Origin of the sequence: Ramlibacter sp. (assembly GCF_028291745.1) — a bacterium.
In the GTDB taxonomy this organism is placed as follows: Bacteria; Pseudomonadota; Gammaproteobacteria; order Burkholderiales; family Burkholderiaceae_C; genus Ramlibacter.
On sequence record NZ_JAQGNQ010000006.1, the window covers coordinates 1 to 13,354 of the forward strand.

A 13,354-nucleotide genomic window follows, 5' to 3' on the forward strand; every position below is an offset into this window, starting at 1 on the left:
GGGCGAGCGGCAGGATGCCGAACGCTGCGCCGCGCTGCGCGCGTCCTCGCGCAAGCCGAAGCTGCGCTGCGCGTTCATGCGGCATGGCGCCGAACGGCCTTCCGCGTCCGCGCGGAAGCTCGTTGCCGCACAGGACGTCGCGGCGGCGCGAGCGCGGCCGGGCGCGCACGAAGCCAAGCTCCGCAACGGCGGGCCGCTTCCGGTCCACACCAGCCAGGGGCCACCGCGGCCGAAGCGGCGAGGATCGCCACAGCTCCGTTGATAGGTCCTCACCCGTCGGCCATGACCGGGCGGCCCTCCGTTGCCGTGCCCTCGTAGGACCAGCTTGGCCGGGCGGTGTCAGCGCCAGATGTAATGACCCTTGACCAAGTGGCCCCTTGATCGATGGGCAGGCACCCAGAGCCTTTGCTTGTGCCTTGCCACGTGATCGCTGTTCATCTTGGCGCTACCCGAATCGAAATGAACCGTGGAGGCTTGGGCGGTTGACGCGACGAAGGCAACGACCAGCGCTGTCAGCGAAAGAAATATCTTGTACATCTCAAATCCTAATTCAATGTTGTGCAATTGTTGCGAGTCACTGAGGCATCGCCGGGGCGGGTTGCCAAATTCAGCCGCAAGCAGGCCTGGACCCGCGGCAGGGAAACGCAGCACCCCATGGGCAACGACTGCTTCCCGGCGCGAGCGAAGGTGAGGGTACCGGTCTAGCCCTGGCCCGGCTCACTGCCCGTCGGGGCCTCGACCTCGGGTACCACGGCTTCGACGACAGGAGCCATGTGCGGCTTCTTCCCCGGCTGCACGGCATGTTCCGTCGCCGTGGTCTCGTCGTGCCGATGCTTTTTCTCCTGCTGCACCTTCTTGTCGTGCGCGATGTTTCGCGGGTCGGTCATTTCTTCGCGTCCTCGACGATTTCCTTGGCGTCACCGAGCGTCTTCTGTCCCTTGCCCTCGACCTGCTTGATCACGCCCTTGGCCTGCTGTTCGCGGTTGCCCGTGACCTGGCCCACGGTCTCCTGCACCTTGCCGGCCACATCCTTCGCCACGCCTTGCGCCTGGTCCTTGTTCATCTTGTACTTTCTGTTCGCGTAAGCCGAAGCCGCCTGCGGCGTCCTAAGGCTGACGCCACCACCATGCGCCAAAGTAGAGCTTGACCAGGACGGGAACGCGCCCGCTGCGCGGTGAGACATGTCCTACCCGGCCCGCACTGTGAGCTTGGCCAAGGGTCCCGGCGGCAAGCCCGATCGCGTTGCCTCTTTCGGCAACAACCAGCGCTCCGCCACCAGGGGCGCCGCGGCAGCGCGCACAGCCGCGAAACAGGCGCGCCCGTCCGCGTAGCGTTCCGGCAGCGACAGCGCCGGATCTGAAGTGAATCACCGAAGGGGCATGCCTTCGATCAGGCAGCACCGGCGACGGCCATGCGGAGTGGCGTACCGTGTGATCCGGTCACATGGAGGTCATGGCATGAACTCTCGATCGTTCGCCGCAAGATTGCGCACTCGCCTGCGCACGGCCCTTGGCGTACTCGCCGCGGTCATCGTCGCCCTGACGTGCGCGCAATCGTCCGGGCAGGAGGCTCAGGCCGCGGGAGCCTCCTTCCTGCGCACGGCGACGCCGTTGCAGTCGCTGGAGGGCGCGGTGTCCTGGCTCCATTCCCCGCCGCTCACGCCGCCGGCGCTGCAGGGCAAGGTCGTGCTCCTGGACTTCTGGACCTACTCGTGTATCAACTGCCTGCGGACGCTGCCCTATGTCCGCGCCTGGGCGGACAAGTACCGCAGCCTGGGTTTCATCGTGGTCGGCGTGCACACGCCCGAGTTCGGCTTCGAGCACCGGCCCGCCAACGTGGAGCGGGCCGCAAGCCAGTTGGGGATCACCTTCCCCGTCGCCGTGGACAGCCGCAGGGCCATCTGGCAGGCCTTGGGCGTGCAAGGGTGGCCTTCCCTCTACTTCGTGGATGCCACGGGGCGCATCCGCGATCGCCAGGTCGGGGAAGGCGGCTACGAAGAAGCCGAGCGGCTCATTCAGCAGTTGCTGCGCGAGGCCGGCCGCACTGGCGTGCCGCGCGATCTCGTCGCGCCCCAAGGCACCGGCACCCAGGCCGCACCCGGGCCCATGCCACCTGGTTCCGCGGAAACCTATGTCGGCGCGGCGCGCACCGAAGGGTTCCGCTCGGCGGACGGCGGCCTGCGGCCCGGCCGGACGCACGACTATGCACCGGCGCCGGCATTGGCCCTGAACGAGTGGACACTCGCCGGCAACTGGAAGGTTGGCGACGAGTCGGCCGAACTGCAGCAAGCGGGCGGCCGCATCGCCTACAGGTTCCGGGCGCGCGACCTTCACCTGGTGCTCGGGCCGGCGGCGGAGGGCCCGCCCGTGCGCTTTCGCGTGCGTATCGACGGCCAACCGCCGGGTGCGGATCATGGCAGCGACGTCAACGCCGATGGATTTGGGATGATCGACAGTCACCGGCTGTACCAGCTGGTGCGGCAATCGCAGGCCGGCCGCCACAGGCTGTTCGAGATCGAGTTCTTCGACCGCGGGGCGAGCGCTTATGCGTTCACGTTCGGGTAGGCCATCCCGCTGACATCAGGTCAGGCCGCAAACTCGAACGTGGGCGTGACAGGCAGAGTGGATGTCGGTCGTCCGGCTAGCGTCGGCTCCTGGCCGCAAGCGGCTGTCCCTCTCAGGGCACTCGAAAAGCAACTTGTCTTCGCATGAGTAGCAGCTGAATGACAGTCTCTACCCCGAAGCAGTCGTGGGGCCATTCAGCACCCCTAGGTCCTTCTCCCTCACTGCCCACGAAGCAAGCACCGGACGAAGGGCTCTCCGGACCTTGAGGGTCTGCACGTTAAGGAACAGCTGGCATCTTCCTTGTCGACGCACATCGGGTCCTTGTAGCCGCCGGCGGCTTCCGGCCCCAGCGCCATGGCCAACTGGCTCGCACCGGCGAAGGAGAGGCTCGCGACCATGGTCGCCCGGTTGGCGGACCCGACGGGCGCGTTGGACGGACAGCGCGGAAGCGCCCGGACTCGGCACCTCGGGGTCGGGCGACGTGCTCTCGGGAATCATCGCGGGACTGGCTGCGCGTTGCGCCTCGCCCAAGCTGGCCCTGGTATGACGCGTCGTGCTGCACGCGCGCGCCGGCGAAGCGCTCGCACGCCGCGCGGGACGGGTTGGCTATCTCGCGCGCGAGAACTCGCGGTCGAGGTGCCGGCGCTGATGGCGGCGCTTGCTCCCGCCGGCGAAGGGGCCTAGAGACGCGCCGCGCGCGCCTGCAGGAAGCTGCGCACCGCCGGGTCGCTTTCCAGGCCGATCGCGCGCCGGTAGGCGTCGGCCGCTTCCTGGCGCGATCCGCAACGCGCGAGCAGGTGCGCGCGGGCGGCCCAATAAGGCTGGTACTGCGCGAAAGGCGCCGACGCGGCGAGCTGCTCGAGCGCCCGCAGGGCCGCGGCCGGTCCTTGCACGTCGGCAAGCGCGACCGCGCAATTGAGCGCCGCGACCGGTGAAGCAGTGAGATCCTCCAGTGCCTGGTACAGCAGCAGGATCGCCTGCGCGTCCGGGCGCACGCCGTGGCGGCGCTCGGCATGCGCGGACTGCAGCGCCGCTTCGAGCTGGTAGCGGCCGCGCCGGTCCAGCGCGTTCGCCCGCATCAGCAGCGACTCGGCTTCATCGAGCAAGCCACTGTCCCAGAGCGCGATGTCCTGTTCGGCGAGCGGCACGTAGTCGCCCGACGCGCTGCGGCGCGCGGGCAGGCGCGCTTGCGCGTAGAGCATCAGCGCCAGCAACCCCAGCGCCTCGGGCTCCTGCGGCAGCAGGCCGACCAGCAGACGACCGAGCCAGATCGCTTCCTCCGCGAGGTTGCGCCGCGCGGGATCGGCGCCCGCGTCGCTCCACCCTTCGGCGTACACGGCATAGATGGCGGCGAGCACGGCGTCGAGTCGTTCGACCCAGGCGCTGCGCGGCGGCACCTCGAAGGGAATGCCGGCTTCACGGATCTTCGCCTTGGCGCGCACGAGGCGCTGCCCCATGGTGGCGGGCGCGGCGAGGAAGGCCGAGCCGATCGCCGCCGCGTCGAAGCCCAGCACAGCCTGCAGCATCAGCGGAGCGCGCACCGCGGCATCGATCGCCGGATGCGCGCAGGCGAACATCAGCCGCAGGCGGTCGTCGGGAATGCCGCTCTCGTCGGGCGGGTCCGCGAGCTCCGCCAGCAGCTGCAGGTGCGCCGCCCCGGCGTCGCCGCGCACGTTGGCGCGCACGCGATCGACCCGGCGGCGCCGCGCCACCGTCAGCAGCCAGGCTTCCGGATTGAGCGGGACGCCGCGCACGGGCCAGTCGGTGAGCGCCGCCGTGAAGGCCTCGGACAGCGCATCCTCCGCGCCCGCGACGTCGCCCGTGCGGGCGGAGAGGAAGGCGACCAGCTTGCCGTAACTGCGCCGGGCGGCCGCCTCGGCTGCCAGCGCGGCGGATGCCCCGTGCTCCATCGCGCTCAGTACGCGTCCATAGGCCAGATCGGGCGGACTTCCATCGTCCCATGGCTCGCGCCCGGGCAACGCGCCGCCCAGGACAGGGCCGCGTCCAGGTTGGGAACGTCGATGAGGTAATAGCCGCCCAGCTCCTCGCGCGTTTCGATGAAGGGACCGTTCTGCACTTGGGTCTTGCCTTCGCGCACGCGCACCGTCGTGCCGCTGGAAGCGGGCCGCAGGCGGTTCATGCCCCGAATGACTCCGGCTCCCTGCAGCGCCTCGGTGTAGGCGCGGTAGGCGGACAGCATCTTCTGGCGCGTGGCCTCCGGCACCGCCTCGGCGTTGCTGCTGGTCTCGCTGTGGATCATCAAAAGGTATTCCATCACGTGCTCCTTGCGTTGAGGATGCCGCACAACGCAGCATCCTGGCAATGTCGTCCGGAGGAGGCGCCGTTCGACGTGCCCCCGGATATTTCTACGCGGCGCGCAAAAAAAGTTCGTCGCCGATTTTGCGGGAATCTCGGGAAAGCCCGCCGTTCGCCCTTGGCCCGGACCAGGGCGGGTCAGCCCGCCTGGGCGCCGCCGTTCTTGAACGTGTCGTTCATGTCGCGCACCGCTCTGTGGATGTGCAGCAGGCGTGCGATGTCGTCCAGCGCGGACAGGTTGAGCGCGTCGAAGCTATATCGGTCGTTCATGGTAAGGAGTACCGCGAGAAGACTGCAATGTGCGCGGCACCGTTCTTTGAACAGGACCACTTGCGCGTTGTAGACGCTACCGTGTGCGGCAAGCGAGGGGACCGTATTGCCGCCCTTTGACATTCGCTAAGTGATCGGCGCTTTGTGCTCCTGCAGGTGGCTCTCCGCGTTGCAGCGCGCTTCCGTTCGGCCGAGAAACAGCCGCCCAATGCTGAAGCGGTCGCAAGTCCGGCGACACGAGCGCAGCCGCCGGCAATGGCGAAACCATCGCAAGCGCTGGCAGCAGCAGCACCGCGAGCGGCAGCAGCGCCGCCGAGGGTGCGGACAAGCCGCAGAAGAAGTCCGCCAGCGGCAAGTCCGGCGAGAAGCGGAGAAGCACGGCGAGGAGGAGCACACGTCGGAAAGTGCCTCCTCGAGTAAGTGGCCGTGGCGCGTTGGGCCGCTAACCGGCCCGCGGCTTGCGGTCCGCCTGCAGCGTCTGCGCGATGACGCGTGCGCATTCGGCTGCTGCCGGCGACAGCATCTTGCTGCGCAGCGTGACGATGCAGATCTGACGGGCCAGTCCGCGCGGACGCAGCGGCACCACCTGGTATCCGCGCTGCGGGCCGCTGGGCACACAGATCATCGGCAGCACCGCGACGCCCAGTCCGGCCGCGACCATGTTCAGCACGGTCTGGTGATGCGCCACCTCGATGGCGGGCGAGAACACCAGCCGGCCATCGCGGAAGGCCTGTTCGACGGTGGCGCGCACGGCGGTGTCCCGCGGCTGCGCGAGCTGGTCATACCGCGCCAGTTCCGGCAGCGAGATGCTGCGCCCGCGGAAATCCGTGTTCTTCGGCAGCACCGCCACGAAGGGGTCGGACAGCACGGGCTGGTGGCTCAGGTCCTTGGCGTCCCCGAAGGCCGGCGCGATGGCGAAGTCCGTCGTGCGCTGGCGCAGGTCGTCGTGAATTCTGCTGATCGAGCCCTCGTGCAGTTCGAGCGTGATGCCCGGATGGCGTGTCTTGAAGGCTGCCAGCGCGGCGGGAAGGTGCAGGCCGGAGATCGAGGGGACGGTGCCGAGCGAGACGTGGCCGCGGCGCAGCGCGGAGCGGTCGCCAAGTTCCCGGCTCACGTCGTCCAGTTCTGCCATGACAGTGCGGCAGCGCCCCAGCAGCAGCCTGCCTTCAGCCGTCAGCGCCACGCGGCGGGTGGTCCGGTCGAACAGGCGGACGCCCAGTTCGGCCTCGAGTTGCTGCACGTGGGTGCTCACGGCCGCCGGGGACCGGTGCAGCCGGGCGCTGGCGCCCGAGAAGCTGCCAAGTTCAGCCACTGCCATGAAGCTCTCGATGCGCCGCAGGTCCATTGTTCGTGTTAGCTGACCATTCGTTCCGATATTACCGATTATCGAAATGCGCCCACCGTGATGCAATGGCCCAAGGAGACCGCATGACGATCGAACTACGTCCCCTTTCTTATGCCCTCGGCGCCGAGGTGCGCGGGCTGGACCTCACGAACCGGTGTTCGGATGCCGACTGGCGTGCGGTGCATTCCGCCTTCCTGAAGCACGGAGTGCTGCTTTTTCGCGGCCAGAAGATCACGCGCGAGCAGCACATTGCCTTCAGCCGGCGCTTCGGCGAACTGGATAGCCATGAGTCGCTGCCGCTGGACCGCGACCGCACGCATCCGGAACTCCTCATGGTGACCAACGATGCCAAGGAGGATGGCAGTCCGTCGAACTCGCGCTACACGGGGCAGATGTGGCACTCCGACCTGTCCTTCACGCTTGCGCCGGCGTTGGGCTCGCTGCTGCGCGCCGTCGCCGTCCCTCCGGTCGGTGGCGACACGCTGTTTGCCAACATGTACCTGGCGTACGAGACTCTCTCGCAGCGGATGCAGGGCATCGTCGACGACTTGCACGGCATCCACGTGCCCGAGCGCAAGAACGCCGGCCTGTCGGCGCACTGGGAGGCCGAGAACCGGCGGCTCAATCCGCCGGTAGCGCAGCCGGTCGTGCGGGTCCATCCGGAGACCGACCGCAAGGCACTGTACATCGGCGAGAAGGTCAAATGCTTCGAAGGCATGACCCCCGAGGAGAGCCGGCCGCTGATCGAGTTCCTGCTGCGCCATGCGACCCGCCCGCAGTTCGTGTTCCGGCACCAATGGCAAGCCGACGACCTGCTGCTCTGGGACAACCGCTGCACCGCGCACCTCGCGCTGGGCGACTACGACCCGCGGCACCGGCGCCACCTGGAGCGCACCACCGTCCTGGGCGCCGCCAGCGGGCATGTCGCCAACCTGGAAAGCATCGCATGAGCGGGGTCTCGCGACGCGCCGCCATCCTGCGCACGCTGGCTTCACTCGCAGCGGGCGCGCAGTTCGCCCGTGCAGCGCTTGCGCAGGGGTTTCCCTCCAGGCCGCTGAGACTCATCGTCCCCTTCGCCCCAGGCGGCTCCACGGACTTGCTCGCGCGCATCGTGGCGGCGCCGCTCTCCGATCGCCTGAAGCAGCCGGTGGTGGTCGAGAACCGCACCGGGGCGGGCGGCAACATTGGCGCGGACTTTGTCGCCAAGTCCGCGCCCGACGGCCAGACGCTCGTGATGGGCTCGATCGGCACCCATGCGACCAACGCGCTGATCTACACCAGCATGCCGTATGACCCGTTGCGCGACTTCGCACCGGTCGCCCTGGTGGGCGTGGCGACGCTGGTGCTCGTGGTGCATCCGTCGTTCCCGGCACGCAGCGTCGGCGAGCTGATCCAGGTGCTCAAGAGCCGCCCGAAGGAGTTCAGCTATGCGTCCGGCGGCGTGGGCGCCTCGCAGCATCTCGCGGCTGAGATGTTCAAGTACACCACCCATACGTCGATGCAGCATGTGCCTTACAAGGGCAGTGCCGCCGCGATGGCCGATCTTCTGAGCGGGCGCGTTCCCATCATGTTTGCCGACCTGCCGCTCGTGCTGCAGCATATCCACGGCGGCACGTTGCGCGCGCTCGGCGTGTGTGATCCGGAACGCAGTCCTGCGCTGCCCGACGTGCCCACGGTCAGCGAAGCAGGCGTGGCCGGGTACTCGGCCACTGCCTGGTACGGCCTTTTTGCCCCGGCGAAGACTCCGGAGCCCGTGCTGCAGCGACTGCAGCACGAGGTCGTCGACGTTCTGAGGCTGCCCCGTGTCAGCAAGTCGATCGCGGAACTCGGCGCCAAGCCCGGGGGCCCGGCAGGAGCGCAGTTGCGGCAATTCCAGGAGGCAGAGATCCAGCGCTGGCGCGAGGTCGTTCGCGTTGCGCAGATCAAGATGGACGCCTGAGGCGTCGCCACTATCAAACCCACGATCAATCTTTCGGGAATGTCCATGATTCAAGTTCAACCGGTCGGCCATGCACTGGGTGCAAAGGTGACGGGCGTCGACCTTTCCAGGCCGCTCAAGACCGAGGAAATCGAGCAGATCCATGCCGCCTGGACCAAGCACCTCGTGCTGGTGTTTCCCGGCCAGCAGCTCGACCCGAACACGTTGATCGCCTTCACCAGGCACTTCGGCGAGCTCGACAGCTACGACAGCCAGCCCTTCAACCGCCACCCCGAGTTCGACCAGGTGATGCTGCTGTCGAACAAGCCGATCAATGGCAAGGTGCCGCCCGGTGCGAACAACGGGCAGAACTGGCATACCGATCTTTCGTACACCACCCGCCCGGCCAAGGCAACCCTGGTGTATTGCATCGAGAAGCCCTCAGTGGGCGGCGACACGATGTTCGCCAGCATGTACGCGGCGTACGAGTCGCTTTCGCCGAAGATGCGGTCCTTCCTGGACGACCTGGAGGCCGTGAATGACGTTAGCCTCATTTCGGCCCGTCGCGATCCCGCGATCATGGAAGCCTTCAAGCGACTGAATCCGCCGGTGGTGCATCCGGCAGTACGCATGCACCCGGCGTCCGGCAAGCCGGCGCTCTATGTCAACGACCGGGTCAGAACCTTCGTCGGGATGAGCGACGCCGAGAGCAAGCCCATCATCAAGTTCCTGTGCGAGCACTCGGTGCAGCCGCGCTTCGTGTACCGCCATCGCTGGGATGTTCGCGATCTCGTGATGTGGGACAACCGTTGTCTCACGCACCTCGCGGTGGGCGACTATGCCCCGAACGAGTTCCGGCACATGATTCGGACGTCGACGATGGGCGACTACTACGGACGCTTCGAGAATCCGCAGGCGGCGGAGGCGGGCCGCAATGCTGCCAGCACCGCGGGCCGCGAGATTGCCGCGGGCATTTCGGCGCTGCACGACTGACTCGATGACCATGCTCACTCGCAGAACGCTGTTGGTCACCGCCGCTTGCGCCGCGGCATTGCCGGCGTATGCGGCCGATCAGCCGATCCGGATCTCCGTGGGCTTTGCGCCGGGCGGCACCACCGATGTCATCGCCCGTCTCGTCGCGAACAGCCTGGGCCAGAAGCTGGAACGGCCCGTGATCGTTGACAACCGGCCGGGGGCCAGCGGAAACATCGCGGCGCAGATGGTCGCCAAGGCTGCCGCCGATGGGACGAACCTGCTGTTCGTCCCCAGCAGCCACGCGACGAACGCGAGTCTCTACAAGAAGCTGGCCTTCGATACGGAAAGAGACTTCACCGCGATCGGCATGGTCGCGAGAACGCCTTATGTCCTGGTGGTGCATCCCAGGATCGCTGCGAAGTCCGTCTCCGAATTCATCGCGCTCCTGAAGTCACAACCCGGGCAATTCCAGTACGCGACCGCCAGCCCGGGAACGGGGCAACACCTTGCAGCGGAGCTTTTCAAGAAGATGGCTGGTGTCGAGATGACCCAGATTCCCTATAAGGGCAGTTCGGCGGCGCTGCCCGATCTTCTTGCCGGGCGCACGCCCATCATGTTCGACAACGTGGCCCTCATGGTTCCGCAAATCCGCTCGGGTGCGCTGCGGGCCTTGGGGATCACGAGCGACAAGCGATCCCCACTGCTGCCCTCCGTGCCGGCAGTGGCCGAGATGCTTCCCGGCTACGAGATCCAGGGCTGGTTCGCCTTGCTCGCGCCTGCGAATACACCGGCATTCCTGGTCCGCGAGTACAACGCGGCGTTGAACTCGGTGGTGAACGATCCGGCGATGACGAGCCGCCTCGTGGATCTCGGTGCCGAGACAATGACCGGCAGCCCCGCGATGGCCAACGAGTACATCGTGAAGGAGATCTCGCGCTGGGGGGGCGTGATCCGTTCGGCCAAGATATCGCTCGATTGACCCTCCAAGGCGAGCTCCGCATCCCCTCCATACCAGTCTTGCGCCTCCACCGGCCTGTCGTACCCCTCGAGCGACCAGCGGCGTAACTCGTTCCCGCTCGCTACGAGCCAGGCGTCAATAGCCCATTCGACAAGCACGCCGAAGGGCGGCTTTCGATTGCTCAAGTCTACAAGCGCGCCATGCCTGTGCGGTTGTCGAAGAAGATATCCACACCCGTCCTTCTCTCTACCGTCAGTGGAATGCGGCGTCGTCTGACACGCCGCTGGGTCAATGCGGCATAGAAAATGCGAAGCAATGAGGAGAGCGCTATGAGCGCACGTTCACGATCCGTTTCAGCGGGCGCCTCATCGCCGATGTCCTGGCTACGCATTCCCACGTGGTTATCAACGGGAAAGTGCACGAGAACCCGTACTTTGTGGACCCCGTGACGTACCTGCAGAAGTTGGCGCTCCGCAAAGGGTTCGAGTCCCTGTCCAGCCCTGCGCACGCGCACTGACGTCTTCCGATCCCGACAGGGCACATCCGGCCTTCCAACTGGCGTTGGAGCGCGACTGAGCACCTCGCCTGCGCGTTCGCGGTGAGACATCCATCAGCCCGGACCGCTCACCGACCACCCGAATGCCGTTGGGCGTATGAGACGGTTTAACTGGAGCGGAGATCCACGACTTCATCGCGAAGTTGCCGAACGGCTACCAGACGGAAATCGGCGAGCGCGGGGTGGGCCTGTCCGGCGGGTAGAAGCAGCGCATGTCGATTGCGCGGGCATTGATCAAGAAGAATCTCTTATGTACTAAAATCAATCCGTCATTGGGGAGTAGCTGCCTTCCTCGCGAAGGCGCTGTCGTCAACATGCTCGGGGCCGCATGCCCCGTGGCGGCAGCACCCTCCGCACGCCCAGGCGTGCGATCGGACAGCGAGACCTTTGGCCTCAACGCGTGATGCTGCCAGACGAGCCGCGTTGTTGGCCATTGGTCATTGCTCGTCCGGCCGGGTTCTCTCATGCTTCTTACTGGGTTCTGGTTCTTGCTTTCCGCAGGCGCGATCTACGTTGCCTGCGAATACTTCGTCAACGGCGTGGAATGGCTCGGTCGACGCCTCAACCTGAGCTCCACCGCCACGGGCACGGTGCTGGCCGCATTCGGCACCGCGTTGCCCGAAAGCGTGGTGACCTTCGTGGCCGTCGTCCTGGGGAATACACCGCAGCAGCGCGACATCGGGGTGGGTGCGGCGCTTGGCGGCCCACTGGTACTGGCAACCATCGCGTACGGCGTGGTGGGCCTTGCCCTGCTCTCGAACCGGCGCAAGCTGGGGCGAGAGGACCGCTCGGTGCACGTCGACCATCGCCGCCTAAGCCAGGACCAGGTCTGGTTCATGGCGATCTTCGTCGTGAAGGTGGCTCTGGGCTTAGTGGCCTTCGCGTTCAAGCCTTGGCTGGGGCTGCTGTTCCTGGCTGCGTACGGTATCTACGTCTGGCGCGAACTCAAGGACGAACGCCCCGACGTCGAGGAGGAACTGGAGCCGCTGAAGTTCCGGCCGACGCAGACGGAACCCTCGCTGGCCTGGGCGGCCGCGCAGACGCTCGTCGCGCTGTGCGTCGTCGCGTACGCCTCCCACGTCTTCGTGGTGCAGGTCGAAGCGCTGGCCACCGGATTCCATCTGTCCCCTCACCTTGCCGCCCTTCTTCTTAGCCCGGTGGCGACCGAAATGCCCGAAACCATGAACGCGCTGATTTGGGTGCGGCAAGGACGCGAAAGGCTGGCGCTCGCCAACATCTCCGGCGCCATGATGATTCAGGCCACGATCCCGAGCGCGCTGGGGATCTTCTTCACTCCCTGGATGTTTGATACACCGCTGATTGCCGCCGCCGTGGTCACGCTGCTCGCCGTGATCGGGCTGTGGGCCGCCTTTCGCAGCGGCAGGGTGGGCAGCCGGCTGCTTGCTTCCGTGGCCGGTCTGTACCTGGCGTTCGGCGGCTTCGTGTTGTGGAGTTTTCGCTAGGGCGAGGCAGGGCTTCACCTGCGGTGGCGGGCGCTTCGCGGCGCCCGTAGCCCGATTTCCAGCGCTCAGTCGTGCCAGCCGTGTTGATGTCCCCAATCGTGCTCGCGCCACTGACGGCGCCGCCACTCTTCGCGCCGCCATTCCTCGTGCCGCTCGCGGCTCCATTCCCGACGCTCATTGAACGAATAGCTCGGCTGGAGGTAGACGCGCGTTGGCCCGACATACGCAGGCGCCGGCTGAACATACACGGGGCTTGGCTCGACGTACACGGGCGCGGGCTGCGCATACACCGGCGGCGCCTGCGCGTACCCCGACGGCACAACGGGGACGCCGATCGAGAAGTACAGGTCGCTTCGGGCCTGCGCAGCCAAGGCCGGGCTGATGAACCATCAACCCTCAACTGCAGAAGCGGCCCATTAGGAGAGAAACCGGGGTCAGTTTTGAATGTCGCCAGGGGTCAGATTCTGATGTCGCTTGACACGTCTGACGTATGGTCCTTCCAGACGGCTGTGCCCGCGGGACCTCTGGGACAGGCCCGGGAAATAGCGAACCTTGCCCGTTCGTAAGCGGTCGCTTTTGGAAGAAGCTAGATCTGGTGCGGCTGGCGGGGATCGAACCCACGACCCTTGGCTTCGGAGGCCAGTCATTGACTGCGTTTGTAAGGGTCCCGCCCGGGTTGCGGAGTGTCGGCAAGCGTTGCAAAGCGCACCCGGTTTCCCTCTGAACAAGCACCCTGGGGAGCGGGCGTAATCAGCAGGGCTGGATAGGACATAAGGACGAAGTTTGCCGATTGTTCCGTCAGACCGTTGTTTTTGATGCTCGCCTGGAGGCCCCGGCGCCATGACTACTGGTCTCACCCGCGCTAGACTTGCGCCCGAGCTCCGGCTTGGCTGATCCCAGCCTATCCGCGCAACGCGGATACAGACACCTGGTCTGACAACACAGGCATCACCAAGCCCTCTGAACCGGGCTCCGAGCGTCGGGCAGGT

At 66.5% G+C, this 13,354-nt stretch carries 14 protein-coding genes and 1 riboswitch; of the genes, 7 read left to right on the plus strand and 7 right to left on the minus strand.

Annotated features, from left to right (window positions below; genetic code table 11):
* Positions 1-262 (plus strand): hypothetical protein (locus tag JWP60_RS00615; RefSeq protein WP_299785354.1); only part of this gene is annotated, 262 nt, incomplete at its 5' end.
* Between the two features lie 439 nt (positions 263-701).
* Here JWP60_RS00615 and JWP60_RS00620 read toward each other — a convergent pair.
* A complete protein-coding gene (locus JWP60_RS00620) occupies positions 702-887 on the minus strand; it encodes a hypothetical protein (protein ID WP_299785356.1) in 186 nt (61 codons plus the stop codon).
* Positions 884-1,063 carry a CsbD family protein gene (locus tag JWP60_RS00625; RefSeq protein ID WP_299785358.1) on the minus strand — a complete coding sequence of 60 codons (180 nt, stop codon included), beginning with the start codon at positions 1,061-1,063 and terminating at the stop codon, positions 884-886. Before JWP60_RS00625 ends, JWP60_RS00620 begins: the two co-directional genes overlap by 4 nt.
* Before the next feature lie 394 nt (positions 1,064-1,457).
* On the opposite strand from JWP60_RS00625, the gene JWP60_RS00630 reads away from it, so the two are divergent.
* A complete protein-coding gene (locus tag JWP60_RS00630; protein ID WP_299785360.1) occupies positions 1,458-2,564 on the plus strand; it encodes a redoxin family protein in 1,107 nt (368 codons plus the stop codon).
* Between the two features lie 680 nt (positions 2,565-3,244).
* Here JWP60_RS00630 and JWP60_RS00635 read toward each other — a convergent pair.
* The 4 genes from JWP60_RS00635 to JWP60_RS00650 form a co-directional block, all read right to left on the minus strand.
* Positions 3,245-4,474, minus strand: coding sequence for a DUF6596 domain-containing protein (locus tag JWP60_RS00635; protein ID WP_299785363.1), 1,230 nt, complete (start codon positions 4,472-4,474; stop codon positions 3,245-3,247).
* Between the two features lie 5 nt (positions 4,475-4,479).
* Positions 4,480-4,839 (minus strand): YciI family protein, encoded by a 360-nt coding sequence (locus JWP60_RS00640; protein WP_299785366.1) that lies wholly within the window; start codon positions 4,837-4,839, stop codon positions 4,480-4,482.
* Between the two features lie 179 nt (positions 4,840-5,018).
* Positions 5,019-5,150 carry a hypothetical protein gene (locus JWP60_RS00645; RefSeq protein ID WP_299785368.1) on the minus strand — a complete coding sequence of 44 codons (132 nt, stop codon included), beginning with the start codon at positions 5,148-5,150 and terminating at the stop codon, positions 5,019-5,021.
* A 442-nt stretch (positions 5,151-5,592) separates the two neighbouring features.
* Positions 5,593-6,495 carry a LysR family transcriptional regulator gene (locus JWP60_RS00650; protein ID WP_299785370.1) on the minus strand — a complete coding sequence of 301 codons (903 nt, stop codon included), beginning with the start codon at positions 6,493-6,495 and terminating at the stop codon, positions 5,593-5,595.
* Positions 6,496-6,578: 83 nt separating this feature from the next.
* Here JWP60_RS00650 and JWP60_RS00655 point away from each other — a divergent pair, with 83 nt between their 5' ends.
* From JWP60_RS00655 to JWP60_RS00675, 5 genes are all read left to right on the plus strand, one after another.
* Positions 6,579-7,445: a TauD/TfdA family dioxygenase gene (locus JWP60_RS00655; RefSeq protein ID WP_299785372.1), complete on the plus strand. Its 867-nt coding sequence runs from the start codon at positions 6,579-6,581 to the stop codon at positions 7,443-7,445.
* Entirely contained in the window at positions 7,442-8,434 is a 993-nt protein-coding gene (locus tag JWP60_RS00660; protein WP_299785374.1) for a tripartite tricarboxylate transporter substrate binding protein, read from the plus strand. The genes JWP60_RS00655 and JWP60_RS00660 overlap by 4 nt, the downstream gene beginning before the upstream one ends.
* 45 nt (positions 8,435-8,479) lie before the next feature.
* Complete coding sequence (locus tag JWP60_RS00665; protein WP_299785376.1) at positions 8,480-9,406, plus strand: TauD/TfdA family dioxygenase; 927 nt, start codon at positions 8,480-8,482, stop codon at positions 9,404-9,406.
* Between the two features lie 4 nt (positions 9,407-9,410).
* Positions 9,411-10,367, plus strand: coding sequence for a tripartite tricarboxylate transporter substrate binding protein (locus JWP60_RS00670; RefSeq protein ID WP_299785378.1), 957 nt, complete (start codon positions 9,411-9,413; stop codon positions 10,365-10,367).
* Between the two features lie 797 nt (positions 10,368-11,164).
* Positions 11,165-11,360: riboswitch (yybP-ykoY riboswitch) on the plus strand.
* Between the two features lie 6 nt (positions 11,361-11,366).
* Positions 11,367-12,365 (plus strand): sodium:calcium antiporter, encoded by a 999-nt coding sequence (locus tag JWP60_RS00675; protein WP_299785380.1) that lies wholly within the window; start codon positions 11,367-11,369, stop codon positions 12,363-12,365.
* A gap of 65 nt (positions 12,366-12,430) precedes the next feature.
* On the opposite strand, the gene JWP60_RS00680 is transcribed toward JWP60_RS00675, so the two are convergent.
* A complete protein-coding gene (locus JWP60_RS00680; protein WP_299785382.1) occupies positions 12,431-12,736 on the minus strand; it encodes a hypothetical protein in 306 nt (101 codons plus the stop codon).
* Between the last annotated feature and the right edge of the window lie 618 nt (positions 12,737-13,354).